Origin of the sequence: Salirhabdus sp. Marseille-P4669, assembly GCF_900240405.1 — a bacterium.
Taxonomy (GTDB): Bacteria; Bacillota; Bacilli; order Bacillales; family Alkalibacillaceae; genus OEQK01.
Map to the genome: position 1 here is coordinate 500,291 of NZ_OEQK01000002.1, position 25,461 is coordinate 525,751.

General features: G+C 36.1%; 29 protein-coding genes. 28 read left to right on the plus strand and 1 reads right to left on the minus strand.

The window, feature by feature from the left end:
- Window positions 1-14 precede the first annotated feature (14 nt).
- The 25 genes from C1A05_RS05575 to C1A05_RS05695 all read left to right on the plus strand — a co-directional run bounded on the left by C1A05_RS05575 (window position 15) and on the right by C1A05_RS05695 (window position 22,342).
- On the plus strand, window positions 15-749 hold the full coding sequence (locus tag C1A05_RS05575; RefSeq protein WP_102027189.1) for an LptM family lipoprotein: 735 nt from the start codon (window positions 15-17) through the stop codon (window positions 747-749).
- 234 nt (window positions 750-983) lie between these two features.
- Entirely contained in the window at window positions 984-2,462 is a 1,479-nt protein-coding gene (gene spoIVA, locus C1A05_RS05580) for a stage IV sporulation protein A (RefSeq protein ID WP_102027190.1), read from the plus strand.
- A gap of 481 nt (window positions 2,463-2,943) precedes the next feature.
- Window positions 2,944-3,216, plus strand: coding sequence for an HU family DNA-binding protein (locus C1A05_RS05585; RefSeq protein WP_102027191.1), 273 nt, complete (start codon window positions 2,944-2,946; stop codon window positions 3,214-3,216).
- A gap of 183 nt (window positions 3,217-3,399) precedes the next feature.
- Entirely contained in the window at window positions 3,400-3,633 is a 234-nt protein-coding gene (gene mtrB / locus C1A05_RS05590; RefSeq protein WP_102027192.1) for a trp RNA-binding attenuation protein MtrB, read from the plus strand.
- Window positions 3,634-3,802: 169 nt separating this feature from the next.
- Window positions 3,803-4,588: a heptaprenyl diphosphate synthase component 1 gene (locus C1A05_RS05595; protein ID WP_159462004.1), complete on the plus strand. Its 786-nt coding sequence runs from the start codon at window positions 3,803-3,805 to the stop codon at window positions 4,586-4,588.
- Between the two features lie 3 nt (window positions 4,589-4,591).
- Window positions 4,592-5,314: a demethylmenaquinone methyltransferase gene (locus C1A05_RS05600; RefSeq protein ID WP_102027194.1), complete on the plus strand. Its 723-nt coding sequence runs from the start codon at window positions 4,592-4,594 to the stop codon at window positions 5,312-5,314.
- Between the two features lie 17 nt (window positions 5,315-5,331).
- Window positions 5,332-6,303, plus strand: coding sequence for a heptaprenyl diphosphate synthase component II (gene hepT / locus C1A05_RS05605; RefSeq protein WP_102027195.1), 972 nt, complete (start codon window positions 5,332-5,334; stop codon window positions 6,301-6,303).
- Between the two features lie 179 nt (window positions 6,304-6,482).
- Window positions 6,483-6,929 (plus strand): nucleoside-diphosphate kinase, encoded by a 447-nt coding sequence (gene ndk / locus C1A05_RS05610; protein WP_102027196.1) that lies wholly within the window; start codon window positions 6,483-6,485, stop codon window positions 6,927-6,929.
- 259 nt (window positions 6,930-7,188) lie between these two features.
- Entirely contained in the window at window positions 7,189-7,965 is a 777-nt protein-coding gene (locus C1A05_RS05615; RefSeq protein WP_102027197.1) for a CheR family methyltransferase, read from the plus strand.
- Between the two features lie 243 nt (window positions 7,966-8,208).
- Window positions 8,209-9,375: a chorismate synthase gene (gene aroC / locus C1A05_RS05620; protein WP_102027198.1), complete on the plus strand. Its 1,167-nt coding sequence runs from the start codon at window positions 8,209-8,211 to the stop codon at window positions 9,373-9,375.
- Window positions 9,375-10,478, plus strand: a complete 1,104-nt coding sequence (gene aroB / locus C1A05_RS05625; protein ID WP_102027199.1) for a 3-dehydroquinate synthase — start codon at window positions 9,375-9,377, stop codon at window positions 10,476-10,478. Before aroC ends, aroB begins: the two co-directional genes overlap by 1 nt.
- Entirely contained in the window at window positions 10,462-10,824 is a 363-nt protein-coding gene (gene aroH, locus C1A05_RS05630) for a chorismate mutase (protein WP_102027200.1), read from the plus strand. The genes aroB and aroH overlap by 17 nt, the downstream gene beginning before the upstream one ends.
- A gap of 17 nt (window positions 10,825-10,841) precedes the next feature.
- A complete protein-coding gene (gene hisC / locus C1A05_RS05635; RefSeq protein WP_102027201.1) occupies window positions 10,842-11,921 on the plus strand; it encodes a histidinol-phosphate transaminase in 1,080 nt (359 codons plus the stop codon).
- Between the two features lie 16 nt (window positions 11,922-11,937).
- The gene (locus C1A05_RS05640) at window positions 11,938-13,038 is read left to right on the plus strand and encodes a prephenate dehydrogenase (protein WP_102027202.1); all 1,101 of its coding nucleotides are present in this window, start codon (window positions 11,938-11,940) and stop codon (window positions 13,036-13,038) included.
- A 16-nt stretch (window positions 13,039-13,054) separates the two neighbouring features.
- Window positions 13,055-14,347: a 3-phosphoshikimate 1-carboxyvinyltransferase gene (gene aroA, locus C1A05_RS05645; protein ID WP_102027203.1), complete on the plus strand. Its 1,293-nt coding sequence runs from the start codon at window positions 13,055-13,057 to the stop codon at window positions 14,345-14,347.
- A gap of 73 nt (window positions 14,348-14,420) precedes the next feature.
- On the plus strand, window positions 14,421-15,281 hold the full coding sequence (locus C1A05_RS05650) for a hypothetical protein (RefSeq protein WP_102027204.1): 861 nt from the start codon (window positions 14,421-14,423) through the stop codon (window positions 15,279-15,281).
- 27 nt (window positions 15,282-15,308) lie between these two features.
- Window positions 15,309-16,565: a tetratricopeptide repeat protein gene (locus tag C1A05_RS05655; RefSeq protein WP_102027205.1), complete on the plus strand. Its 1,257-nt coding sequence runs from the start codon at window positions 15,309-15,311 to the stop codon at window positions 16,563-16,565.
- A 41-nt stretch (window positions 16,566-16,606) separates the two neighbouring features.
- Window positions 16,607-17,158 carry a ReoY family proteolytic degradation factor gene (locus C1A05_RS05660; RefSeq protein ID WP_102027206.1) on the plus strand — a complete coding sequence of 184 codons (552 nt, stop codon included), beginning with the start codon at window positions 16,607-16,609 and terminating at the stop codon, window positions 17,156-17,158.
- Between the two features lie 210 nt (window positions 17,159-17,368).
- Complete coding sequence (locus C1A05_RS05665; RefSeq protein ID WP_102027207.1) at window positions 17,369-17,833, plus strand: DUF2487 family protein; 465 nt, start codon at window positions 17,369-17,371, stop codon at window positions 17,831-17,833.
- 146 nt (window positions 17,834-17,979) lie between these two features.
- On the plus strand, window positions 17,980-18,495 hold the full coding sequence (locus C1A05_RS05670) for a ubiquinol-cytochrome c reductase iron-sulfur subunit (RefSeq protein WP_102027208.1): 516 nt from the start codon (window positions 17,980-17,982) through the stop codon (window positions 18,493-18,495).
- A gap of 3 nt (window positions 18,496-18,498) precedes the next feature.
- Window positions 18,499-19,173: a menaquinol-cytochrome c reductase cytochrome b subunit gene (gene qcrB, locus C1A05_RS05675; protein WP_102027209.1), complete on the plus strand. Its 675-nt coding sequence runs from the start codon at window positions 18,499-18,501 to the stop codon at window positions 19,171-19,173.
- 32 nt (window positions 19,174-19,205) lie between these two features.
- On the plus strand, window positions 19,206-19,973 hold the full coding sequence (locus tag C1A05_RS05680) for a menaquinol-cytochrome c reductase cytochrome b/c subunit (protein WP_102027210.1): 768 nt from the start codon (window positions 19,206-19,208) through the stop codon (window positions 19,971-19,973).
- 101 nt (window positions 19,974-20,074) lie between these two features.
- The gene (locus tag C1A05_RS05685; protein ID WP_102027376.1) at window positions 20,075-20,659 is read left to right on the plus strand and encodes a DUF1405 domain-containing protein; all 585 of its coding nucleotides are present in this window, start codon (window positions 20,075-20,077) and stop codon (window positions 20,657-20,659) included.
- A 57-nt stretch (window positions 20,660-20,716) separates the two neighbouring features.
- On the plus strand, window positions 20,717-21,490 hold the full coding sequence (locus C1A05_RS05690; RefSeq protein ID WP_102027211.1) for a sporulation protein YpjB: 774 nt from the start codon (window positions 20,717-20,719) through the stop codon (window positions 21,488-21,490).
- A 177-nt stretch (window positions 21,491-21,667) separates the two neighbouring features.
- On the plus strand, window positions 21,668-22,342 hold the full coding sequence (locus C1A05_RS05695; protein ID WP_102027212.1) for a zinc metallopeptidase: 675 nt from the start codon (window positions 21,668-21,670) through the stop codon (window positions 22,340-22,342).
- A 528-nt stretch (window positions 22,343-22,870) separates the two neighbouring features.
- Here C1A05_RS05695 and C1A05_RS05700 read toward each other — a convergent pair.
- Entirely contained in the window at window positions 22,871-23,743 is an 873-nt protein-coding gene (locus tag C1A05_RS05700; protein ID WP_102027213.1) for a YitT family protein, read from the minus strand.
- A gap of 140 nt (window positions 23,744-23,883) precedes the next feature.
- On the opposite strand from C1A05_RS05700, the gene C1A05_RS05705 reads away from it, so the two are divergent.
- From C1A05_RS05705 to mgsA, 3 genes are read left to right on the plus strand one after another with little or no spacing between them, the layout of a single operon-like run.
- Window positions 23,884-24,234, plus strand: coding sequence for a nucleotide pyrophosphohydrolase (locus C1A05_RS05705; protein WP_102027214.1), 351 nt, complete (start codon window positions 23,884-23,886; stop codon window positions 24,232-24,234).
- Window positions 24,235-25,035 (plus strand): 4-hydroxy-tetrahydrodipicolinate reductase, encoded by an 801-nt coding sequence (gene dapB / locus C1A05_RS05710; protein WP_102027215.1) that lies wholly within the window; start codon window positions 24,235-24,237, stop codon window positions 25,033-25,035. It abuts the gene before it with no gap.
- Window positions 25,036-25,045: 10 nt separating this feature from the next.
- Window positions 25,046-25,459 (plus strand): methylglyoxal synthase, encoded by a 414-nt coding sequence (mgsA, locus tag C1A05_RS05715; protein ID WP_102027216.1) that lies wholly within the window; start codon window positions 25,046-25,048, stop codon window positions 25,457-25,459.
- Window positions 25,460-25,461: the final 2 nt, after the last annotated feature.

Genomic DNA, 25,461 nt, shown 5'->3' on the forward strand with positions numbered 1-25,461 from the left:
CGGAGGAATTTACGATGAAAAGATTTTATCAAATTATAATGTTTGTGCTAACCATTGTTCTACTAACAGGTTGTTTGTACCCAGAAGAACAATTAGAAAAGAATCAAGTACCGAATGATGTTCAATTGGAAACGGTACAGCTTGCTATCGATCAATATCGTGAAGCAAATAATGGTACATTGCCAATAAAGAATAGGGATAGTGATACACCAATATTTCAGAAATATCCGATTGACTTCAAAATTCTAAAACAATATGGGCATATTTCTTCCACCCCTGGTAATGCTTTTGAAGAAGGAGGCTATTACCAATATGTTCTTATTGACCCGGAGACTTCCCCTACCGTTAAAGTATTAGATTTACGGACAATTGATAAAATGAGAGAGGTCTATATGGACTTAGAATTATTTCGAACGGAACACATTTATCCTCCATTTGGACAGGATATAGCTCCTGGAATTTATGAACTAGATTATGAAAAATTGGGTTATGATGAACCGTTATATGTTGACAGTCCTTATTCAACTCATCAACTGCCAATCATTATGGATTCAAATGGTGTGCTATTTGTAGATTATCGAAAAGATGTGTATGACATTTTACGTAAGGAAGACCACAACTATAAAGATGGCGATGATATTCGTTATCTATTAACCGATTTTTATCCAATTGCGCCAGCGTATGCATATCCTCTTACGATTGAAAATGGAGAACCTGTATTTCTTAATGATACGAAAAAAGAGAAATAGCCAAGTAGCAGTCAGCGAAATTTTAAAAAGATGCCAGAAAGTAGGCATCTTTTTTTATATGCTATGCATATTGTTTAGGAGGATGACTTTCGTGACGTTGAATTCTTAAATTCGAGCTTTTTTATTTTCATATTTTAGTCATATTCTAATAGGACAACGTCATAGACTTGTAATGTCAAAGAATTGTATTCGTGTTTACTCATGTTTGAAGTTAATGTACCGGGAGGGGATCACTTGGAAAGAGTCGATATTTTTAAGGACATATCGAAACGAACAAATGGAGATATTTATCTTGGAGTAGTAGGAGCGGTTCGCACAGGGAAATCAACTTTTATAAAGAAGTTTATGGATCTTGTAGTATTACCAAATATACAAGACGATGCAGAGAGAGCCCGTGCACAAGATGAATTACCGCAAAGTGCAGCAGGACGCACCATAATGACAACAGAGCCTAAATTTATCCCAAATCAAGCAGTATCCGTTAAAGTAGATGAGGGACTAGACGTAAATATTCGTCTAGTAGATTGTGTAGGGTATACAGTAGAGGGTGCAAAAGGCTTTGAAGATGAAAATGGGCCTAGAATGATTCATACACCTTGGTATGAGGAGCCAATTCCTTTTCATGATGCAGCAGAGATTGGAACTCGCAAAGTTATTCAAGAACATTCTACAATAGGTGTTATTGTATCCACAGATGGAACAATTGGAGATATTCCGAGAAGTGACTATGTGGAAGCGGAGGAACGCGTTGTTAATGAACTGAAAGAAGTGGGTAAACCATTTATTATGGTTTTAAATAGCGCAAAGCCGTATGCTCCTGAAACAGAGCAGTTAACAGAAGAATTGAAGGAAAAATATGATATCCCAATTCTAGCTTTGAGTGTAGAAAATATGCGTGATCATGATGTTTATAGCGTTTTAAGAGAAGCGTTGTATGAATTCCCTGTACTAGAAGTTAATGTTAACCTACCAAGTTGGGTTATGGTACTTAAAGATGATCACTGGTTAAAGAGACGCTACGAAGAATCCATTCAAGAAACAGTAAAGGATATAAAACGTTTGCGAGATGTAGATAGAGTAGTAGGACAATTTTTTGACTATGACTTTGTAGATCAAGCCCAATTAGCGGGAATGGAAATGGGTGAAGGGATAGCAGAAATTGATTTACACGCACCAGATGAACTGTATGACCATGTCTTAAAAGAAATTGTAGGAGTAGAAATAAGAGGGAAAGATCACCTATTAGAGCTTATGCAAGACTTTGCTGTGGCAAAACGGGAATACGACCAAGTAGCTGAAGCATTACAAATGGTAAAATCTACAGGATATGGAATAGCTGCTCCAACATTAGAGGATATGGTTTTAGATGAACCAGAGATTATCAGGCAGGGCTCACGCTTTGGGGTTCGCTTAAAGGCGGTAGCACCTTCCATCCATATGGTTAAAGTGGAAGTGGAATCAGAGTTTGCGCCAATCATTGGTACGGAGAAGCAAAGCGAAGAGCTTGTTCGATACTTAATGCAGGATTTTGAAGATGATCCATTATCTATTTGGAATTCCGATATTTTTGGCAGATCGTTGAGTTCCATCGTAAGAGAGGGAATTCAAGCAAAATTATCCTTGATGCCAGAGAATGCAAGGTACAAATTAAAAGAAACGTTAGAAAGAATTATTAATGAAGGTAGCGGTGGATTAATAGCTATTATTCTATAATCGAAAGCGGCAAAGCAGCCGCTTTTTTTATTGGAGTTTTCAATGATGGCCTTGCTTTGAATCATCCCAAACACCAAGTATCCAGTATACTGCATATACAAAAGTTGATTTTTGGACAACACCTATTGAAAAATAAATTAATAGATACAAAAATAGTATTTTTTTGATCAAATCGGATAGAATGATGACTGTAAAAGCTATGTAAATCCTATTTACATGGGATTTTGTAGTTGCAACCCTATCACTTTATATGATAATATGCAATTAATTCAAGGTGATTAATAGAAAAAATATCATATCTTGAAGAAATTTGCCTAATTTCATTGAATTTTGGAGTAGATTCGGTTATTATTAGGCTTGTCACCTTATATAAGAGTGATAAAGAGTATAAAAAGTTAGAAAAATGTAAACGAATGGAATAATCGGAATGTAAGTTCCTGTTATTCTAAAAGGTTCCCTATTTTGGGAGGAGGTGAAAGATATGAACAAAACAGAATTAGTAAATGCTGTTGCAGAAAAAAGTGATCTTTCTAAAAAGGATGCTGCTCTTGCAGTTGATTCAGTATTTGAAGCAATCACAGAATCTTTACAAAGTGGTGACAAAGTTCAACTAATTGGCTTTGGTAACTTCGAGGTACGTGAACGTGCTGCACGTAAAGGACGTAATCCTCAAACTGGTGATGAAATCGAAATTCCAGCAAGTAAGGTTCCTGCTTTCAAACCAGGTAAAGCCCTTAAGGATGCTGTGAAATAAGCTGTTATACATAGGGCTAAATGATAAGAGGGGGAAATTCCCCCTTTTTTCTTTTGTCTTTTACACGCCTCACTATTTTAAATTCTTCAACATTCCCCTAGTTAAATTAAAAATAGATTATCAATAGTGATAATGGTAAAATAGATAAGTAATTTTAAGTACGTTGATAAGGAGGAACGAAAAATGAGTTCCAATCAATCAAATGTTGACTTTTTTGTAATTAAGGCATTAGAGGATGGAGTAAATGTGATAGGACTTACAAGAGGTACCGATACAAGATTCCATCATACAGAGAAGCTGGATAAAGGGGAAGTGATGATTGCTCAATTTACCGAGCACACTTCAGCTGTAAAAGTCCGGGGCAAGGCATTAATCCAAACGAGCCATGGTGAACTGTATAGCGAATCATCTGAATAAATAGGCACTAAAAATAAAACGAAGCATTAAGGTCCTCTTTCAATGTGAATCCCTCTACAAAAAAAGGTGTATAAATGTGTTATATAAGTGTTTTGAGTATGAAAATAAACGCCATTGTGCCATAATAAAAGGGATAGAGACATAGAGGAGAAGGGGAAAGGTGGTTGTTGTGAATTCTAATTATACGACACTAATTAAAAACAAACTTAACGAGTACTCTAACCATCCCTTTTTAAATAAATATTTTGATGTTCCAGAAATATCATCGGATAAAATAGTCTTTTTAAAAACGATTTTAGATCAAACAGAGCTTACCGAACCAAAAAAAGAGAACTATATTTTAGCAACGATGCTAATTCAAACGGCTTTGGACGCACATGAGCTCGTAACAAATGAATTAGATAAAAAAATTAATATTACCAAAAACAAAAGACAGAAGCAGTTAAATATTTTAGTCGGTGATTTGTATAGTGGCCTTTTTTATGAAATGTTAGCTCAATTACATGATATACAAATGATAAATGTGTTGGCAGGAGCGATAAAAGAAATAAATGAACGGAAAATGACACTTTATCATAATGATGTTCACTCCATTAATCAATTATTAGAAGAAATTAAAAGGATTGAATCGTTATTAGTTACAAGCGTTTCAGAAGTATTTCATATCAGTTCGTTACGAGAAATAATTGAAAATTGGCTGCTAATGAAAAAGCTTATGCGGGAGCAATATCATTATTATCAAAAGAAAGAGTCTCGTATTATTACGTTATTATCGGAACATAATGAACCAAGTCATGCTATCCGTATGTTGGAAAATATGATATCTCGTATTTCTCACACATTAGAATCATATATCACACACTTACCTGTACAATACGTTGAGCTAAAAAAGGTTTTACTAGAAGACCTACGGCAGCTTGCAAAAGAGCAGGAATTATTATTGGAGGAAGGGTAAGGAATGGATCAACAACAGCGATCAAAAGCAGAAAGAGTCCATCATGTTTTTGAGAAAATTTATGATAAATATGATGTAATGAATTCTGTTATTTCATTTCAGCGACATAAATCCTGGAGAAAAGATGTTATGAAGCGAATGGATGTTCAAAAAGGTTCCCATTGTCTTGATGTTTGCTGTGGAACTGGTGATTGGACTTTTGCGTTGGCAAATGCTACTGGAGAAAGTGGAAAAGTAATTGGATTAGACTTTAGTAAAAACATGCTTTCCGTTGGGCAAGAAAAGCTACAAACAATGAATGTCCCTCAAATGTCTTTTGTACATGGGAATGCGATGGAGCTACCTTTCGAAGACAATAGCTTTGATTATGTAACCATTGGCTTTGGGCTACGCAATGTACCCGATTATTTACAAGTGTTGAAGGAAATGAGGAGAGTTGTAAAGCCAGGAGGCAAAGTAGTTTGTTTAGAAACATCACAACCTACACTTCCAGTTTATAAGCAATTATACTTTTTTTATTTCAAATATATTATGCCTGCTTTAGGAAAGATGTTTGCCAAGAGCTATAATGAATACGCTTGGTTAAATGAATCAGCTAGAGATTTTCCAGATAGTAAAAGATTAGCACAGTTGTTTACATTAGCTGGATTAGAACAAATACAGATCAAAAAATATACCGGGGGAGTCGCTGCAATGCATCTCGGTATTAAACCGATAAGTAAATAAAAATAAAGGTGACAAAGATGAGATTGTCTTCTTCTTACAAAGTAATCATGAATGATTTAAAAAAAATCGAATCGGAATTATTAACGATTGTACAAGCTGAGCATCCTGTATTAAGATCTGCATCTACTCAATTGCTAAGAGCAGGAGGAAAAAGAATTCGTCCTGTTTTTGTTTTGTTGTCAGCTAAATTCGGCAGTTACAATTTAGAGCAGGTTAAATATGTTGCTGTAGCCCATGAGTTAATGCATATGGCATCGTTGGTTCATGATGATGTGATTGATAGTGCAACGATGCGGCGAGGAAAAGATACCGTTAATAAAAAGTGGGACAATAAAATTGCAATGTATACGGGTGACTACATTTTTGCACGATCGTTAGAATATTTAACCAATATCAAAAATGTGGAAGCACACCAAATATTATCTAATACCTTAGTGGAGTTAAGCCTTGGTGAAATTGAACAGTTACATGATCAATATAACATGAAGCAAAACTTACGAAACTACTTGCGAAGAATAAGAAGAAAAACGGCACTATTAATTGCGAGCAGTTGTAGATTAGGTGCTATTACAGCTAATGTAGAGCCACGATATGAGAAGGCATTGTATAAATATGGCTATCATATAGGAATGTCCTATCAAATTATAGATGATATTTTAGATTTTACATCTTCCGAGAGTGAGTTAGGGAAACCTTCTGGAAGTGATCTGCTACAAGGGAATATTACCTTACCTGTTTTTTACCAATTGGAAAATGTAGAGTTTCGAAATAAACTCTCCGCTTTATTTCAAACACCGAATGAAATTCCGATTGAACAGATGAATAGCTTAATTGAAGAAATACGTTCATCTGATGCCATTGATAAAGCCTATCGTTTAAGTGAAAAGTATTTGGAAAAGGCATATGAGGAACTGTCCATTTTACCTGATTGTAAAGCAAAGGACGCACTAATGGATATTGCCAAGTATATTGGACGTAGAAAGTTTTAAGATTCAGGACAGAAATGGAAATTGTTAAAAAACAATTGGCAAAGTAATGTAAATTGTGTTAGAATTTTAAAGGCTTGAAGCGTTTTCATTTTAATCCAAATGATTAGATTATCGCTTTTTGCACACATTATAATTTTCTATTTACTACATAATTGAAACTAGTAAACGAGGTGGATGAGATGGAAAAAACATTTTTAATGGTAAAACCAGATGGAGTACAACGCAATCTAGTAGGCGATATTGTTACACGATTTGAACGCAAAGGTTTTCAGCTTGTAGGAGCGAAATTAATGCAGATTCCTACTGAACTTGCTGAAGAACATTATGGCGAGCATAAAGAAAGACCGTTTTTTGGTGAATTAGTAGACTTCATAACATCAGGTCCTGTTTTCGCAATGGTTTGGCAAGGAGAAAATGTGATTGCAACAGCTCGTAAAATGATGGGTGCTACAAATCCAAAAGAATCTCTACCGGGAACAATCCGTGGTGATTATGCGGTAACAGTTGGCAAAAATGTAATCCACGGCTCCGATTCACCTGAGAGTGCAGAAAGAGAAATTAATCTATTTTTTAACCAAGAAGAGCTAGTATCTTATTCAAAAGATAGCGACAAGTGGGCATACTAATTAAACGATAAAAAAACCAGCATATGCTGGTTTTTTTTAAGGCAAATTTTTGATGTATGCTCGGCCTTTGTAATGAGTTATGAATATAAAATACCAATATCTTGTGCATGTACATCTTGCACCGTACTAATCTTATTTTATATTCTAGTAAATATACTGGTCCAATTGAATAGAGTTATTTAAAAGAGAAAATGGTATAATAGTACTGTTTGGTAAAACAATGGTTCTAATAAAGCTTGCATAGAAGGGGCTTACGAATATGGATGGGGATTATACGAGATTTATTGAGTTGTTATATAAAAAGACAGGAATAGACTTATCTAAGTATAAAGAAAAACAAATGAAGAGAAGACTTGCTTCCTTAATGATGAAGCGTGGATGTAGTTCCTTTGTGGAGTATTTTAACTTTATACAAAACCAAAAAGAATATTTTAATGAATTAATAGACCGTATTACAATTAATGTTTCCGAATTCTATCGAAATTATAAAAGATGGGAAGTCTTGGAGACAAAAATTTTACCGAAGCTTTCAACAAAGAAAGGAAAGCTAAATATTTGGAGTGCCGCTTGTTCGACTGGTGAAGAGCCGTACACGATAGCCATGTGTTTACATGAGCATATACCGCTCAATCAAATTAATATAGTAGCTACGGACATCGATGAAAATGCTCTTGCTACCGCTAAAAATGGAGTATATGGAGAGAGTGCTTTGAAAGAAGTACCAAATGCAATTAAAATGAAAAATTTTGATGAAAAAGCAGGGTACTATTATGTTAAAGATCATTTTAAAAAGTGTATTACCTTTGAAAAGCATAATTTACTAAAAGATCCTTACAAAAATAACGTTGATTTAATCGTTTGTCGAAATGTACTCATATACTTTACCGAAGATGCTAAATCTTATGTATATGAAAACTTTAGTCGTTCTTTAGAGAATAGTGGGGTTTTATTTGTTGGAAGTACGGAACAAATTTTCAATCCGAATCAATATCAATTACACCCAATTGAAACGTTTTTTTATCAAAAACAATCATAATCTTTAAATAGATAGACATGTATGGCAGCGCTCATACATGTCTTTTTGTATTTTATTTTGAGTCAAATACTAACCGAACATTATTCAAGACCATGATACTACTAAATTTACAATCATCTACAAAAGCAAGTTTTGCTTTATCTAAAATTTCTTACACTTTCGTAAACACAAATCGGAATGAGTATGTTATAGTAATACAAAACTTTATAACTTTAAAGCGAAAAAATAAGGAGTTGTACAAAGATGCGATATTTAACGGCAGGAGAATCTCATGGGAAGCAATTAACAACAATTATCGAGGGTGTTCCATCAAATATGCCGTTGTTACCAGACGAAATTAGCGAATCATTGTTAAGACGTCAAAAGGGACATGGCCGGGGCAGAAGAATGCAAATTGAAAAAGATTTAGTAGAAATTAAAAGCGGAATTCGGCACGGATATACGCTAGGCTCTCCTATTTCATTAGTTATTGAAAACGATGATTTTAAACATTGGGAAGGAATTATGGGGGAATTCCCTTTAGAAGAAAATGATGAGGTAAAAAGGCAAATTACAAGACCTAGACCAGGACACGCAGATTTAAATGGGGCATTAAAATATGGTCATCGTGATATGCGGAATGTTTTGGAGCGTTCCTCTGCACGAGAAACGGCTGCTCGTGTAGCTGCAGGTGCTGTTGCGAAAAAAATACTTGCATTATTAGATATCCAAGTTGTAGGTTATGTAAGAGAAATTGCGGGAATCCGTGCTGAAGATCAAACCAATCTAACAATGAAGGAACGAATGGAAATCTCTGAAGCATCCCCAGTACGTACTTTGGATAAAAAGATCGAACAACAAATGATGGATGCAATTGACAAAGCGAAAAAAGATGGGGACTCAATAGGAGGAATAACGGAAGTAATAGTAGAAGGTATGCCTCCTGGTGTAGGCTCGTATGTACATTATGATCGTAAACTAGATTCGAGACTTGCAGGAGCGGTTGTGAGCATTAATGCATATAAGGGAGTTGAATTTGGGATTGGCTTTGAGGCAGCAAGGCGAAATGGTAGTGAAGTACACGATGAAATTTTATGGAGTGAAGAAAAAGGCTATTACAGACGCACGAACCGCTTGGGTGGTTTTGAGGGTGGCATGACTACTGGAATGCCAATTGTAATACGTGGAGTTATGAAGCCTATTCCAACCCTTTATAAACCACTACAAAGTGTGGATATTGAGACAAAAGAACCATTCCAAGCTAGTATCGAACGCTCGGATTCTTGTGCAGTTCCAGCTGCTGCTGTTGTAATGGAACATGTTGTTGCTTGGGAAATAGCTCGTGCAATACTAGAGCAATTTCCACATGATCAATTCTCTAAGCTTAAAAAAGCTGTCGATGAATATCGTGAAGAAGTAAGGTGTTTCTAGTGGTAACCATTCAAATTCAAACTCAAGATCATTCTTATCCTGTTTATCTCGGCGAGGGTCTTCGGTATCAAGTTTCCAAGCTTTTATCGAAAAATTATCATAATATATTAGTCATTTCCGATGATACTGTTGCACAGTTTGATTACGTGAAAGATGTTGTCTCTAGTTTGACGTCAAATGAAACAAATATATATACCTATATTATACCTTCTGGGGAAGCGTCCAAGAGTCTAGAACAGTTTGGTAATATACAAACTTTTGCAATAGAAAACCAATTAGACCGTCATGCTTTAATTCTAGCTGTAGGCGGTGGAGTGGTTGGGGATATAGCCGGCTTTGTAGCGGCCACATTTATGCGCGGAATAGACTATGTCCAAGTTCCGACAACAATCTTGGCGCATGACAGTAGTGTTGGCGGTAAGGTTGCAATTAATCATCCACTCGGGAAAAACTTAATTGGTAGCTTTCATCAACCTGTGGCTGTTATTTATGATTTAGAGACGTTGCATTCTTTATCGTTAAACGAAAAACGCTCTGGATTCGCAGAAGTGATCAAGCATGCTTGTATTGCAGACGAAAATTTATTACATAAATTAATGAATGAGGTACGATCATTTAACGACTTAAGCAATGATATTCTTTATGACTCTATTGGAAAAGGTATTTCGATTAAAGCAAAAATAGTAGAACAAGATGAAAAGGAACATGGTGTTCGTAGTTTTCTAAATTTCGGACATACTTTGGGGCACGCATTAGAGACAGAGGCTGGTTATGGAGAGCTTACCCATGGAGAAGGGGTTGCAATAGGTATGGTTTTTGCAGCAAAGCTAAGCCATAGGGAATTTGGTGCCAATCCTTTACCTGAAGGTTTTGTAGACTGGCTCTATCAATTAGGTTACAGGTTTGATATTGTCCGAAAACTTGATGTCCCTACGTTAATAGAGCAAATGAAAAAGGATAAAAAGAATTCCCATGGTACGATTCGCATGGTGTTGGTAGAGAAAATTGGTCAACCATCATTAGTTCCAATAGATGAGCACGTTTTGAAAATAGAGCTGGAACAATTTCAAAAAGAGGTGGTTCGGTATGTTAAGGGGATTTAGAGGAGCTACTACGGTAACAAAAAATGATGCGGATTTAATGTTGAGCGCAACAAAGGAATTACTTTGGGATATGACGGATAAAAACAAGATTGCACCTCAACAAATTGCATCAGTACTAATATCTGTAACGAATGATTTAAATGCTACCTTTCCTGCTAAAGCATTACGGATGCTAGATGGATGGAAATATGTTCCTGTTATGTGTACAAATGAAATACCCGTTCCCGATGCTTTACCTAATTGTATTCGAGTGATGTTGCTTGCTGAAACCGATTTAGCGCAAGAAGAAGTACAGCACATTTATCATCATGAAGCCAAGCGATTAAGACCAGACTTGGCAAAATAGAGGGGGGAGCGTTACGTATGAAAATAAAAGAATCGATAAAACCTCTACGTCCATATCAACCTGGTAAGGGAATCGAAGAGGTTAAGAAAGAACACCAATTACATTATATTGTGAAACTAGCATCCAATGAAAATGTTTATGGTCCTTCTCCTCTTGTGAAGGAAAAAGTAAATGATGGTCCTATTGATTTTGAAATTTATCCAGATGGATATGCTGAGAAGCTTCGCTTAAAATTAGCAGATTCGCTCCATATTAATCCAGACACACTTGTTTTTGGTAGTGGATCTGAAGAAATTATTCAAATGATATGTAGAACGTATTTAGAACCAGGAACGAATACGGTGATGGCAACTCCTACTTTTCCACAATACAAGCATTATGCAACAGTGGAAAATGCGGAGGTACGGGAAGTTCCGTTGCTTAATGGTAAGCATAACTTAGAAAAAATGCGAAAACAAATAGACACACAAACAAGAGTCGTATGGTTGTGTACACCGAATAACCCTACTGGTTGTTACATTTCAAAGGAAGAATTACGTACCTTTTTAAAACAGGTTTCCAAAGATGTGTTGATCGTAATAGACGAGGCTTATTATGAATTTGTTTTCGCTGATGATTTTCCTGAAGCAATACCCTTAATAGATGCATATGAGAATGTACTTGTTCTTCGGACATTTTCGAAGGCCTATGGATTAGCTGGCTTGCGCGTTGGATATGGTGTTGGATCAAAAGATGTCATAACAAACTTAAATAAAATACGAGGTCCATTTAATGTTACCTCCATTGGACAGATGGCTGCTTATTTTGCATTGGAAGACCAACGTTATATTGACCGTATTAAAGCAAAAAACGTAGAAGTTAGGTCTAGTCTTGAACATTTTTGCAATCAGCATGGATTACTGTTTGATAAATCGGAGACGAACTTTTTACTAATACACTTACCTACTTCTGGAATAACGGTTTCGGAAAAACTATTAACATATGGTTTTATTGTTCGACCGGGGGAGCTGCTAGGAGTACCCAATAGCATCCGAGTTACGATCGGTAAGAAAGAAGATATGGATGCCTTTAAAGTAGCATTATTGGAATGTATTTAAGATAAGGAGAGCTTAGATGAGAAAAGTTTTAGTTGTAGGTTTAGGGTTGATAGGAGCATCCCTATCCAAAAACATAAAGTATACACAAGAAAATTGTTTTATCTATGGGTATGATTTCGATAAAAAAACAATTGATTACGCAATTAAATACAATCTGATCGATGAAAGTGTTGATTCCTTTGAAAAAGGTGTGGAGCTTGCAGACATCGTTATTTTAGCTACTCCAATCTCCATTACCGTAAAATATATGGAATTATTAAATTCATTAAATCTCTCTAACCAAAAGATTGTAACAGATGTTGCCTCCGTAAAAGGGACAATTATGAAAGCGGCTCGAAAGCTAACGAATCCGAATGTGGTATTTATCGGAGGGCATCCAATGGCAGGGTCCCATAAACAAGGGGTAGAAGCTGCGAAAAGTCATTTATTCGAGAATGCTTATTATATTTTGATTCCAGCGAAGAATGTCAAAACAGAACATGTGGAACAAATGAAAGAACTATTAAGTGGGACAAAAAGTCATTTTGTTCTCTTAACAGCAGAGGAACATGATAAAATGACTGGAATCGTTTCACACTTTCCACATTTAGTAGCATCATCACTTGTTCATCAAGCAATTAATTGGCAGGAGGAATATCCGTTCATACCAAAACTTGCAGCAGGTGGCTTTCGAGATATTACGAGAATTGCTTCAAGTAACCCGAAACTATGGCAAGACATCTTTTTTCAAAATAAAGACGAAATGATTTCTTTTATTTCCGAATGGATAAAAGAAATGGAAAAAGTAAAAGAAATGTTAGAGCACAATAAACAAGAGGAAGTAGTTCACTATTTAGAAGAGGCTAAAGTATATCGAGATGAGCTACCTAAAAAGAAAAAAGGAGCAATCCCAAGTTTTTATGACTTATATGTAGATATTCATGATAAGCCCGGGGAGTTATATAAAGTCATCAAATTATTTGCTGAGAATGATATTAATATTACCAATACCCAAATTTTAGAGATAAGAGAGAATATGACCGGTGTTTTACGTGTAACAGTACAGACAGAAGAAGAACAACAAACCGGAAAAAAAGTATTAGAACAAAACAACTACGAAGTAGCAATTGAAGAATAGATAAAGGAGAGTAGCAATGAGTAAAGAACTCCACTTTTTTCAACAAAGCTTCAACGGAACATTAACCGTACCAGGAGATAAATCTATGTCTCATCGGGCTATTATTTTCGGTGCGTTAGCAGAGGGAACGACCACCATTGAAAACTTTCTTATAGGTGAGGACTGTCTTAGCACGATAAAAGCATTTCAGAAAATGGGTGTGGAGATCATACGGACAGATACTACCATAACGATTAATGGAAAAGGGATTAAGCAATTACATGAACCCCTAGAACCAATTGATTTTGGTAATTCAGGGACAACAGCGAGATTATTATTAGGTATATTATCTGGGCTTCCATTCCATACCGTTTTGGTAGGAGATCCTTCCTTATCAAAACGACCGATGGATAGAGTGACGATTCCCCTTAAGCAAATGGGTTCCAAAACCGATGGTAGGGAAGAAGGAAAGTACTTGCCAATGAGTATTCGGGGTGGCCATTTAAAGCCGATTACGTATACACTTCCTGTCAATAGCGCCCAAGTGAAATCGGCTATTTTACTTGCTGGTTTATTAACAGAAGGGGAAACAACAGTGGTAGAGCCTGTACAAACTAGAGATCATACGGAAAGAATGATTGGTGCTTTTGGTGCGGTAATAAACAAAGAGGGCAAAAATATTTCGATTTCAGGAAAACAGAAATTATCTGGGGCAAACGTTGTTATTCCTGGAGATATCTCATCAGCTGCATTTTTTATTGCTGGAGCAACATTCGTACCAAACAGCAAATTAACCATTCAGGATGTAGGTTTAAATCCGACCCGAACTGGTTTAATTGATGTATTAAAGCAAATGGGAGCCTCCATAATAACGACGATTACAGATCAATTGGGAGATGAACCAGTTGGGACAGTTGAAGTAGAAACTAGTTCGTTGTCAGGTATCCACATATCAGGTTCTATTATCCCAAGAATCATTGACGAAATTCCTTTAATTGCTCTTTGTGCAACACAAGCGGAAGGAATAACAGAAATACGAGATGCAAAGGAATTACGATTTAAAGAAACAGACCGAATTAAAGCAATTGTAGAAGTATTGTCAAAGCTAGGAGCCAATATTACGGAGCTTGAGGATGGTCTAATGATTAAGGGTAAAACTAACCTTGTTGGAAACGAAGTCCCATCCTTCGGGGATCACCGAATCGGTATGATGGCTGCAATTGCTTCCTTTATTACAAGTACACCGGTATCAATTGATGATACCGCCTGTATTAATATCTCTTATCCAACTTTCTTTCAAGATTTAAACTCAGTTAGTAAACGACAATAAAAGTAAATGATTCAAGGTTATAAATGTAAATAAGCTTTCATATTTTGTACCAATGAGCGAAGGGGGACAAAGTGTGAAGGCTTATTCGTTTTTAAATATTCAAGTAGTAGAAAATAACGATTTCGTAATACGAGATGTCCATTTTACAAAGGATTTATTTATACCCGACCATTATTTAGCTAGATGTCGAGTACGAAAGTTAAATGCAGAACCTTTTATACTTAGTCCTGGCAAGGTTTTTATTGACATCGAGCACCCATTAGGTAACCAATCGTTAAGAGATCATTTTGTAAGACAATACGTACACAAAGGTGCGACCCTGTTAATTACCCAATTTCAAATTCGACGTCAATTAACCTGGAAATCGGAATTTCAACGATATGTCACTTCGCTAAAGGGATTGGCAATTGATTATATGGTTGCACCTAAAATAGACATTAAATATTTATCCAATGATATGATTCGTTATTTTGGACTACAAAAGGTACCCTTTATCATAGTGGAGCTAACAGATGCAAAGGATGTGTCAAAACTTAAATTTGGATGGATTAAACAAATGCAAGTAATGACAAAAATACCTCTTGCTGTGATGGAAAATAAAAATGGGAAATTGCTTTACCAAATGTTCAAACAAAACGATATTCTTATATGCGACCAAAGAATTACGAAAAAACCTTTAAGAAGAGATGTGTTAATCCAAACAGGAATTTCGCCTAAAAAAGGAGAAATAAGAATATATGGAGACTCTGATTTTAACTTGTATCTCCAAAAGGATATCTTTAAAAATCACTTGTCATTACAATCCTTACTAGAGGGGGAGGCAAATCCTTACATTTCAGTTATAAGGGGTAAAGTGATAAAATTAAATAAAACGATATTGGATCAAAGAGGATTCGGTGAACAAAACCAAATTTCCATTCAAAATCATTTTTAGTACAAGCTTAAGAAGGATGATGTATACATGAGTGTAATTGAAGAAGCAATATATGAGGTTCAGCATGGTAACACAGAAAAAGGATTAGCGTTATTGCATAGTTCCTTGGAGGATGCAACCGAAGAGGAGAAATATACAATTGCCCAAGTTTATTATGAATGGGGTCTTATCGATAGAGCAATCGAATTATTTTCTGAATTACTACAAAAGTATCCGGATGATAGTGAACTGAAACTCATATTGGCCGAAATTTATATTGATACAGAGGAAGACGAACGGGCAATTGATTTATTAAACAGTATCGAAGAAAACGATGTGAACTATATTCACGCCCTTTTAGAATCTGCAGATTTGTATCAGTCGCAAGGGTTGTTTGAAGTTGCAGAACAAAAGCTCTATAAAGCAAAGCAGTTGCTACCGAATGAGGCAGTGATTGATTTTGCTTTAGGTGAGCTATTCTTTTCAATGGGAGAGTATAAAAAGTCTATACCTTACTATGAAAAAGCATCTAAGGTAAACACAAAATATAATGAAGTAGATGTAAACGAAAGATTAGCAGAAGCATTGGCTGCCACAGGAAAGTGGGAAGAAGCGTTGGGGTATTTCCAGACAATAGCAGAGGACAACACATCGCCTGACTTCTTGTTCCGATACGGCTTTACTGCCTATCGTTCGGAAAGAAGTGATATCGCCATTCAAGTTTGGGAGAACCTTTTAGAGCTAGACCCAGATTACACTTCTGTATATTTATTGCTTGCGAAAGCATATGAAGATGAATCTATGTTAGAGAAAGCATATAATATAGCATTAGAAGGAATTAAAGTAGATGAGCTAAACAAAGAAATACATTATTTTGCGGGTAGAGTAGCAAACAATCTCGGTGAAACTACTGAGGCAGTGGAACATTTACGAGAAGCAATAGCCATTGATCCAGGATATAAAGAAGCAGTTTTGGGCATTATTGATATATTTAAGAAAGAAGATGCCCTCGACCAAATACGTGACCTGTTAGAGCACCTAAGTGAACTAGGTGAATTGGACCCTATATTCCAATGGGAGCTTGCGAAAGTATATTATGAATTAGAAGCATATCAGTTGGCATTAAACAACTATAGGGAAGCATATACTTCTTTTACAAGTGATGCTGAATTTTTAAAGGAATACGGTTATTTTCTTGTAGAAGAAGGGAGGAAAGAAGAGGCTATACATGTTTTGAACCAATATATGCAAGTGGAACCGTCGGATGATGAGGTTGAAGAATTTCTTTATCGATTAAGCTTATAATCGTGAACAAATAGAATACCGGAGGGAGGGCTTGTTAATTTATGACCGTGACCGTACTTGAAAAAAAACGTTTTATAAACTGGTTTTTAAATAATTATCAATTAAAAAGAAGAGAAAGTGTCTGGATCCTTAATTATTTAATGAACCATGAACGGGTATTGGAACATGTTCATTTTGTAGATGAAGCAAGACTTTGTCCAAAAGGTGTCGTTATTTCAACAAAATGTGTAGATGATCCACCATTTCGATTTTATAAAGAACAAGTCATGACTTCAGATCCGGAAAAATCTTTTCATGACATTCGTTTAAATGACAATGAAACGATATTCATTCAATTAAATTTTGCAAATTCCAATAAGTGTCACCGTTATGCCGGTGTGCTCGAGGAAAATCCATATATTCCGAAAGATTATTATGTAACGGAAAAAGACCAGCAAATTGCTGAGCAGTTTTTAACTAATTTAATTTATGAATTTCAAATTAAAAAAATTCATGAGGAGATCGATCGTGCATTAGATATCGGGGATAGAGATCGATTCCATGAGCTTATAGAGCAATTAAATCAATTAACGGACGAAAAGTGTGCACAGTAATAATTAGTGGGAAAAAGTATGTCAAAGGACATTATAACCAAATGTAAGAGTGCTTAGTAGCTGGAGCGGATTTTCTGATTAAAATTCACTCCATACTAAGTGCTTTATTTTTTGTGCTTCATTTCTTGTATGAATAATAATGGAAAAAAGTTTAACTCCATGTATAGTTTTAGTAAAATGTAGTAGAAAATAGAAAAAGAGGTGTGCAGGATGAAATGGACAAAACAAGATGTTTCCGTATACGTGACTTCAAAAGAATATATTGATACAGCATTTATACCTCTCGTACCATTTACTTTGAATCAATCAGATGACGAATTAACATCACTTGCATTTCAAAAGGAGGTCATAGAAGTATTATGTCGCCAAATTGAACAAGAATTTGCAGGAAGATCCATGCTTTTTCCTACCTATGTGTATGGACAATCATCTGATAGAGAAAGTGAAGTAACTCGTTTAAATGCTTTTTCGAAGCAAATACAGGAAAAGCCATTTAAATATGTCTTCTTCGTAACATTTGACTCACATTGGAAAAAAGATGAGGGTAAATTAGAAGGAAACTTAATTTGGATGCCTGTTATGAAAGACGGAGACTTACAAAGCAACGAAACGCAAAAAGTAATTATGGACCAAGTTCAACAAATGAAGGAGTTAGTACGCCTCTATTGGTCATAGGAAAATTTGTGAAATTAAATGGACAAAATTTTTATTTTAATTGACCGAAATACCAGTTTACGCTATCATGGTAATGTCCTAGTAAACATGTGTTTTAAATATCGACCCTGATCGTTGAAATATATGAGAAGAGGGGGGAAAGCAGAATGAGTGAAGACAAAAAGAGTCAAGTTTCCCGTCGACAATTTTTAAACTATACTTTAACAGGTGTAGGAGGATTTATGGCTGCTGGCTTACTTGCGCCAATGATTAGATTTGCTGTCGATCCAGCTCTTCAACCAGAAACTTCTGGTGACTTTGTTTCTACTGGTAAGGAAGTAGATTCTTTTACCAATGAGCCTACTCGTGTTGACTTTACTGTAGAGCAACAAGATGCGTGGTATAACTCTAAAGTTACGAAGACAGCTTGGGTTTATAAGCAAGAAGACGGAAGCATTTTAGCATTATCTCCAAAATGTACACACCTAGGTTGTATAGTTGGCTGGAACGACAATGAAGATCATCCAAACATGTTTTATTGTCCATGTCACGATGGTTTGTATGAAAAGAATGGAAAAAACATACCTGGAACACCACCTACAGCACCACTTAGTGTATATGATGTTCAGGTGAAAGACGGAATACTTTATTTAGGAAAAGAAATACCTAGAAAGGAGGCGTAATACATGCTTCAAAAAATATACGACTGGATCGATGAGCGTATTGACATTACGCCAATTTGGCGTGATATAGCTGATCACGAGGTTCCTGAGCATGTTAACCCAGCTCATCATTTTTCAGCTTTTGTCTACTGCTTTGGTGGTCTAACATTTTTTGTTACCGTAATTCAAATACTATCCGGAATGTTCTTAACCATGTATTACGTTCCTGATATTGAAAATGCTTGGGACTCTGTGTTTTACTTACAACAAGAAGTAGCACATGGTCAAATCGTACGTGGTATGCATCACTGGGGTGCTAGTGTAGTAATCGTAATGCTCTTTTTACATACTTTACGTGTTTTCTTCCAGGGTGCTTATAAGAAACCACGTGAATTAAACTGGATTGTTGGTGTACTAATATTTTTCGTTATGTTAGCTCTAGGTTTAACAGGATATCTACTACCTTGGGATAATAAAGCGTACTTTGCTACAACAGTTACAGCAGATATCGCAGCAAGTATACCGTTTATCGGTGAAGACTTAAAAACATTGTTAACGGGTGACCCGAATATTATAGGTGCGCAAACGCTAACAAGATTCTTTGCGATTCACGTATTCTTCCTACCTGCAGCATTATTTGTATTGTTAGCAGCTCACTTTATTATGATTAGACGTCAAGGTATTTCCGGACCACTATAGGATTAAAGTAAAGTTGAAGAGGAGGGATTACTGTGCATCGAGGAAAAGGGATGAAGTTTGTTGGCGACTCTCGTATTCGTGAGAATGATGATCGTCACATTCCGAAAGATTATTCTGAATATCCGGGACGTACAGAACCGTTTTGGCCAAACTTCTTGCTTAAGGAGTGGCTAGTAGGTGCTGTTTTCTTAGTTGGATTCTTAGTTTTAACCGTAGCACATCCAGCTCCTTTAGAAAAAGAAGCAGACCCATCTACTGCAGGTTATATACCATTACCGGATTGGTACTTCTTATTTTTATACCAATTCTTAAAATATCCATTTGCTAGTGGTGATTATGTTGTCATTGGTACAATCGTAATACCAGGACTAGCATTTGGTGCATTGCTATTGGCGCCATTCTTGGACAAAGGCCCAGAGCGCCGTCCTACGAAGCGTCCAATTGCCACTTCTCTAATGTTAATTGGAATTATTTCTGTGTTCTATTTAACTTGGGAAGCTGCTGACCATGTTGATTGGGAAGCACGTGCTGCGTCTCAAAAGCTAGTTGAAGGTATTGAAATTGATCAAGAATCACCAGGTTATCAAGTGTATTCACAGAATAGTTGTTTACAATGTCATGGTGATACATTAGAAGGTGGAGCAGCTGCCCCACCATTAATTGACACTGGTTTAACTGCTGATGAGATTAAAGATATTGCACAAAACGGTATTGGCACAATGCCAGCAGGGCAATTTGAAGGCTCTGATGAAGAGCTACAACAATTAGCTGAATTCATTGAAAGCTTAAATGCTGAATAATACGTATTGAAAAAGCTGACTTACATTTTAAGTCAGCTTTTCTTGTATATCATTGTTTTTTAAAAAGCTTTGGCCAGGGAGAAATGATAAACATGTACAAAATGTTTAAAATACTGTTAATGGATAAGCGTTTTTTATTACTTTTATTCGTCATTAACTTTTTTGGTACCATTTATGGATATTGGTGGTATAAGAGTCAATTAGAGGTAACACCGGCTAAGTTTCTCATTTTTGTACCAGATAGTCCGACTGCTAGTTTATTTTTTACAATGGTTTTGCTTCTCTTTTTAATCAATAAAAGCTCTCCATACATCGAGGCGTTAGCATTTGTGACGCTATTTAAATATGGGATATGGGCTGTAGTGATGAATCTATTAACTTTGGCTGTAAATGGAGAGCTCAGTTTAGCCGGTTATATGTTAATTGCATCCCATGGTGGTATGGCTATTCAAGCTGTTTTGTATTCTCCATTTTATAAAATAAAATTAAAGCATTTAACTGTTGCGGGTATTTGGACATTACATAATGACGTTATTGATTATGTTTTTAACATGATGCCTCATTATGGCGATTTGAACACATATATGGACAACATAGGGTATTTTACTTTTTGGTTAAGCATCGCTTCCATTTTATTGGTGTATTTTTTAAATGTGCGAAAGGTTGATTCCATAGAGAAGTTCTAGTTTGGCCAAGCTCTGCATACTATCTACTAGATAGTGAGTAGAGAGGGGCAAGAACGAATGTTATTCAAATCAAAAAAGACGTTATTGGTATTTATCATAAGCTTCTTCGTACTTTTACCGGACAAGCTTTTTGCAGATCACACAGAGCATTCCTATCACTTATTAGAAGAAGTATATACCGTATATGAGCTTACAAATGAGCAAAAGTATGACGCTGCCTCAAAGAAATTGGAACAAGTATCGATTGCTGTAGCGAACAATCATTTAAATGTTCCAAAAGATAAGCTTGTATTTATTCAAGAATCAGTTTCCAATGTGAAAATGGAACTACTTTCTGATGCTTTAACGGATGAAATGAAACGTGATTCAGCTGAGAGTATCGTATTAATGATGGAAGCTGCAACTCATAAAGAAAGTCAATTATTTGAAAATAAAAAAGCAGAGCTAAAAAGGCAAATTTTAAATACACTCGAAAGTGATACTGTTGATTTTGAAGAGAACTATTGGAAGACAGTTACTGAATTTCAAACGTTAATACCTGCATTTAAAGTAGAACTTCCAGTTTCAAACTGGGGTTCGATTGATGTCCAATTATCTTCCATGAAAAATATGAATGACTTTAAGGAAATGGAAGAGGACTTACACGTCTTATTAAATCTATATGAACCAGTAGAAGTTCAGAAAAATGAAGAGGACGACGATAGTTCATTTATTTGGTTGGTTTCTACAATTGGAGGCACCATTGTTTTTACATTAATCTACGTTGGATGGAGAAAATATAAAGGAGAAAAGAAGGGTAAGAAGAAGTACAAAAAAGTTGACGGTTTATAAAAGCTTGACTAAAATTGATATATAAAGGAAAACGTCAATTTGCAAGGGAATCTAGTCTTTCGCGCGGATTGTACGTAGAACCAATCGGAGTGTTCGCAGCCGTTATAACGACTCTCGTTGTTATGCAGGCGATTCTACCGGGTTAAATAACTTATAAAATTTATTGGAGGTTACCAAATGGAATTTCTGATTTACTTTTTACTTCTTCTTATTATTCCAATGTGGGCAAGTTCTAGAGTAAGATCAACTTATAAAAAATACTCTAAAGTTGCAGTATCGTCTCACATGACTGGTGCAGAGGTTGCACGTAAAATTTTAAATGATAATGGTTTATTTGATGTTCAAATAGAAGAAGTGCGTGGAGTAATGACTGATCACTATGACCCAAGATCTAAAGTTGTACGTTTATCTACAGGCAACTATCACGGTCATTCTCAAGCTGCAGCAGCTGTTGCAGCACATGAAGTAGGTCACGCGATACAAGATGCTGAAAATTATGCGTTTTTACGTTTTCGAACTGCATTAGTTCCAGTTGCTAGTTTAGGTTCGAACTTTTCCTACATTTTAATCCTAGCAGGTATCTTTATGTATGCTTCGAACTTGCTATTAATGGGAATTATTTTAATGGCTGCAGCTGTCCTATTCCAAGTAGTTACATTGCCAGTTGAATTTAACGCATCCACTCGTGCCATGGACCAATTAGTGTCAACTGGAGTGATTACAAGTAGCGAGCAACGGGAAACGAAAAAAGTGTTGAATGCAGCAGCTATGACATATGTTGCAGCAGCAGTAGTAGCATTACTTGAATTACTTCGTTTCGTATTAATGTTTATCGGTATGAATGAAGATTAATAAAATGGTAAGCTAGGCAAATATATATGTGTAAACGAAAGAAAATCCAAATCAACAACAAGCATTTGTAAATAAATGTTTGCGGTGATTTGGATTTTCTTTTTCTCGTATGTTTCTATGTTGATATATACTCAAACTGACTGTTCTCTCTCTTAGTAAGTAAGGATAAATGCTTCCGGAATAGGGAGGTAAAAGCGAATTGGAGCCGTTGGGGCTGTCTATGAACCTGAAATAGAATGAAAGAGCTAGACCTGGGCACATAGAGGGTGTCTAAGAACTCCAAAACCAGAGGAAGAGCAAAACTCGGTCACATAGGGATTGTCTAAGAACTCGAAAACCGGAGGAAGAGCAAAGCCCGGGCACATAGCAATTGTATAGGCGCCCGTCATTAGTAAAAAAACAGATTTTATATTCTTTAAAAACACGATAACCGCTACGGAAAAAACTACAGCGGAAAACAGTGTATATTTCCGTAGCGATTGCTGGCACTTAGTTATCCACTACGTCGCAGTTTATAACAACACAACATTAATCCCCAATAGGGTTTTTGTTTTCATCTAACGTAAAACCTTCTCCCATGACATCATGCACACTTACAACAGACACAAACGCATGTGGATCTATAGCTGTAATAATACTGCGTAGTTTTACAATTTCATTCCGACCGACAACACAATATAAAACATCACGCTTTTCACCGGTATAACTTCCCTTACCTGCTAATACAGTCACACCTCTATCCATTTCTTGAAGGATCATATTCGCAACGGCATCACTTTTTTCCGAAATAACGAGAGCACCCTTTGCTGCATAGGCACCTTCTTGAATAAAGTCAATCACTCTAGCTCCAATAAAAACAGCAACTAGAGTATACATCGCTTCTAGAGGCTGTAAATAAGTGATTACTGATACGAGGATGACTAATGCATCAAACATAAACATCGTTCTTCCCATACTCCAACCGATATATTTATGTGTTAATCTTGCAATAATATCAACGCCACCTGTAGTACCACCATAGCGGAAAATAATACCGAGTCCGACGCCGATAAAAGTACCGGCAAAAAGTGCAACTAAAGTCATATCATTTTGTAATTCAAAATCGAAGGAATACGATTGAAACACCCATAAGAAAATAGATAAAGCAAATGTTCCAATAAGTGTGTAAATAAAAGTAGTTCTACCTAGTAATTTCCATCCAATTAAAAAGATTGGTACATTTAATACGATATTCATCAAGCCCGGATCCCAATTAAAAACAAAGTATAAAAGCAAGGTAATACCTGTAAAGCCACCTTCAGCTAAGTTATTTTGCATATTAAAATGGACTAAGCCGAATGCAAAAATGGCGGAGCCTAATAATATGAAAAAAATATTTTTAAGTTTAATACGAAACTGCATTTGTTCACCCCTAAGTTACGGATTGTCTTCCATATTATAGACAAAATAGCTGTGTTGGGCAATTTTTCAAGTAAAAAATTTGTCAAATATGGCGTATTTAGCTAACATGAAGTAAGAGTCACATAGAAAGAAGGGACAGTATGAGCGATTCCAAGATGACGACGCATGAAATGCAAGAAAGAGTCGATCGATACATATCTCAGTTTAAGGAAGGATATTTTTCCCCACTCGCTATGATTGCGAGATTATCGGAAGAAGTTGGGGAGTTAGCTCGAGAAATAAACCACTATTATGGAGAAAAACCTAAAAAATCTACAGAAAAAGAACGAACTGTAGAAGAAGAGCTTGGTGACTTACTATTTGTAATTGTTTCTTTTGCCAATTCTCTTCATATAGACGTTGGAGAAGCTTTTGATCTTGCAATGACTAAATTTGAAACAAGAGACAAAGATAGATGGACAAGAATAGAAGATAAGGAAGGCGACGCATAAATGGAAAAGACGAAAATCATATTAGCAGGACCACGAGGTAAAATGGGAAGTGAAGCACTACGGTTAATTCAACATACGGAACATTTTGAATTAGTGGCATGTCTGGACCGGAAATATGCTGGTATGAAAGTAAAAGATTTGGAAGGACTACCACCATTCGATGTAGAAATTTTTACTAATCCACAAGAAGTTTTTCAACATATGCATGCTGATGTATTAATCGACCTTACTTCTCCTGAAGTTGGTTATACACATGCGAAGCTAGCATTAGAAAATGGAATTCGCCCTGTTGTTGGAACAACTGGTTTTACAGTAGAACAACTAGAAGAGTTAGAGCAGCTATCTAAAGAAAAGGGACTTGGAGTCGTGATTGCTCCGAATTTTGCTGTAGGGGCGGTACTGATGATGCAATTTGCGAAATGGGCAGCTAAATATTTTCCCGATGTTGAGATAATTGAGAAACACCATGACCAGAAGCTTGATGCACCATCTGGCACGGCTGTAAAAACAGCAGAGCTTATTAAGGAAGTGAGGGAGCAAAAGGTACAAGGACATTCAAATGAGAAAGAAACAATCGACGGAGCTCGAGGTGCTAATTTTGATGGGATGAGAATACATAGTGTACGTTTACCAGGATTAATAGCGCATCAAGAGGTAATCTTTGGTGGCACAGGAGAATCTCTAACCATTAAACATGACTCCTATCACCGTCAGTCGTTTATGAATGGAGTTAAGTTAGCTGTGGAGCAAGTGCAAAAGGTGAATGCATTTGTTTATGGATTAGAAAATTTATTAGAATAGAGGGGAATACATGAACATTGCTTTAATTGCTCATGATGAGAAAAAACAGGAGCTTGTTAATTTTGCTTTAGCTTATAAACCAATTTTGGAACATCATACATTGTTTGCAACAGGTACGACAGGATTAAGGATTCATGAAGGGACAGGACTTTCGATTAGCCGGTTGAAGTCAGGACCTTTAGGGGGAGATCAGCAAATTGGTGCACTTATTGCTGAAAATAAAATGGACATGGTGATCTTTTTCCGTGATCCATTAACTGCACAACCACATGAGCCGGATATTATTGCATTACTTCGGTTGTGCGATGTTTACAAAGTACCACTAGCAACAAATGTAGCAGCAGCAGAAGTAATGATTCATGGTTTAAAAAGAGGAGATTTTCATTGGCGAGAATTAATTAACCCGTCTAATGATGAAAGGTGAAA

Coding starts and splice junctions, on each gene's coding strand:
- C1A05_RS05615 (WP_102027197.1), top strand. CDS start 7,189: ATGGATGGGGATTATACGAGATTTATTGAGTTGTTATATAAAAAGACA.
- C1A05_RS05585 (WP_102027191.1), top strand. CDS start 2,944: ATGAACAAAACAGAATTAGTAAATGCTGTTGCAGAAAAAAGTGATCTT.
- hisC (WP_102027201.1), top strand. CDS start 10,842: ATGAAAATAAAAGAATCGATAAAACCTCTACGTCCATATCAACCTGGT.
- aroH (WP_102027200.1), top strand. CDS start 10,462: ATGTTAAGGGGATTTAGAGGAGCTACTACGGTAACAAAAAATGATGCG.
- C1A05_RS05600 (WP_102027194.1), top strand. CDS start 4,592: ATGGATCAACAACAGCGATCAAAAGCAGAAAGAGTCCATCATGTTTTT.
- mtrB (WP_102027192.1), top strand. CDS start 3,400: ATGAGTTCCAATCAATCAAATGTTGACTTTTTTGTAATTAAGGCATTA.
- mgsA (WP_102027216.1), top strand. CDS start 25,046: ATGAACATTGCTTTAATTGCTCATGATGAGAAAAAACAGGAGCTTGTT.
- hepT (WP_102027195.1), top strand. CDS start 5,332: ATGAGATTGTCTTCTTCTTACAAAGTAATCATGAATGATTTAAAAAAA.
- C1A05_RS05690 (WP_102027211.1), top strand. CDS start 20,717: ATGTTATTCAAATCAAAAAAGACGTTATTGGTATTTATCATAAGCTTC.
- ndk (WP_102027196.1), top strand. CDS start 6,483: ATGGAAAAAACATTTTTAATGGTAAAACCAGATGGAGTACAACGCAAT.
- aroC (WP_102027198.1), top strand. CDS start 8,209: ATGCGATATTTAACGGCAGGAGAATCTCATGGGAAGCAATTAACAACA.
- C1A05_RS05695 (WP_102027212.1), top strand. CDS start 21,668: ATGGAATTTCTGATTTACTTTTTACTTCTTCTTATTATTCCAATGTGG.
- C1A05_RS05700 (WP_102027213.1), bottom strand. CDS start 23,743: ATGCAGTTTCGTATTAAACTTAAAAATATTTTTTTCATATTATTAGGC.
- C1A05_RS05665 (WP_102027207.1), top strand. CDS start 17,369: ATGAAATGGACAAAACAAGATGTTTCCGTATACGTGACTTCAAAAGAA.
- C1A05_RS05640 (WP_102027202.1), top strand. CDS start 11,938: ATGAGAAAAGTTTTAGTTGTAGGTTTAGGGTTGATAGGAGCATCCCTA.
- C1A05_RS05705 (WP_102027214.1), top strand. CDS start 23,884: ATGAGCGATTCCAAGATGACGACGCATGAAATGCAAGAAAGAGTCGAT.
- dapB (WP_102027215.1), top strand. CDS start 24,235: ATGGAAAAGACGAAAATCATATTAGCAGGACCACGAGGTAAAATGGGA.
- C1A05_RS05670 (WP_102027208.1), top strand. CDS start 17,980: ATGAGTGAAGACAAAAAGAGTCAAGTTTCCCGTCGACAATTTTTAAAC.
- C1A05_RS05685 (WP_102027376.1), top strand. CDS start 20,075: ATGTTTAAAATACTGTTAATGGATAAGCGTTTTTTATTACTTTTATTC.
- C1A05_RS05575 (WP_102027189.1), top strand. CDS start 15: ATGAAAAGATTTTATCAAATTATAATGTTTGTGCTAACCATTGTTCTA.
- qcrB (WP_102027209.1), top strand. CDS start 18,499: ATGCTTCAAAAAATATACGACTGGATCGATGAGCGTATTGACATTACG.
- C1A05_RS05660 (WP_102027206.1), top strand. CDS start 16,607: ATGACCGTGACCGTACTTGAAAAAAAACGTTTTATAAACTGGTTTTTA.
- C1A05_RS05655 (WP_102027205.1), top strand. CDS start 15,309: ATGAGTGTAATTGAAGAAGCAATATATGAGGTTCAGCATGGTAACACA.
- aroA (WP_102027203.1), top strand. CDS start 13,055: ATGAGTAAAGAACTCCACTTTTTTCAACAAAGCTTCAACGGAACATTA.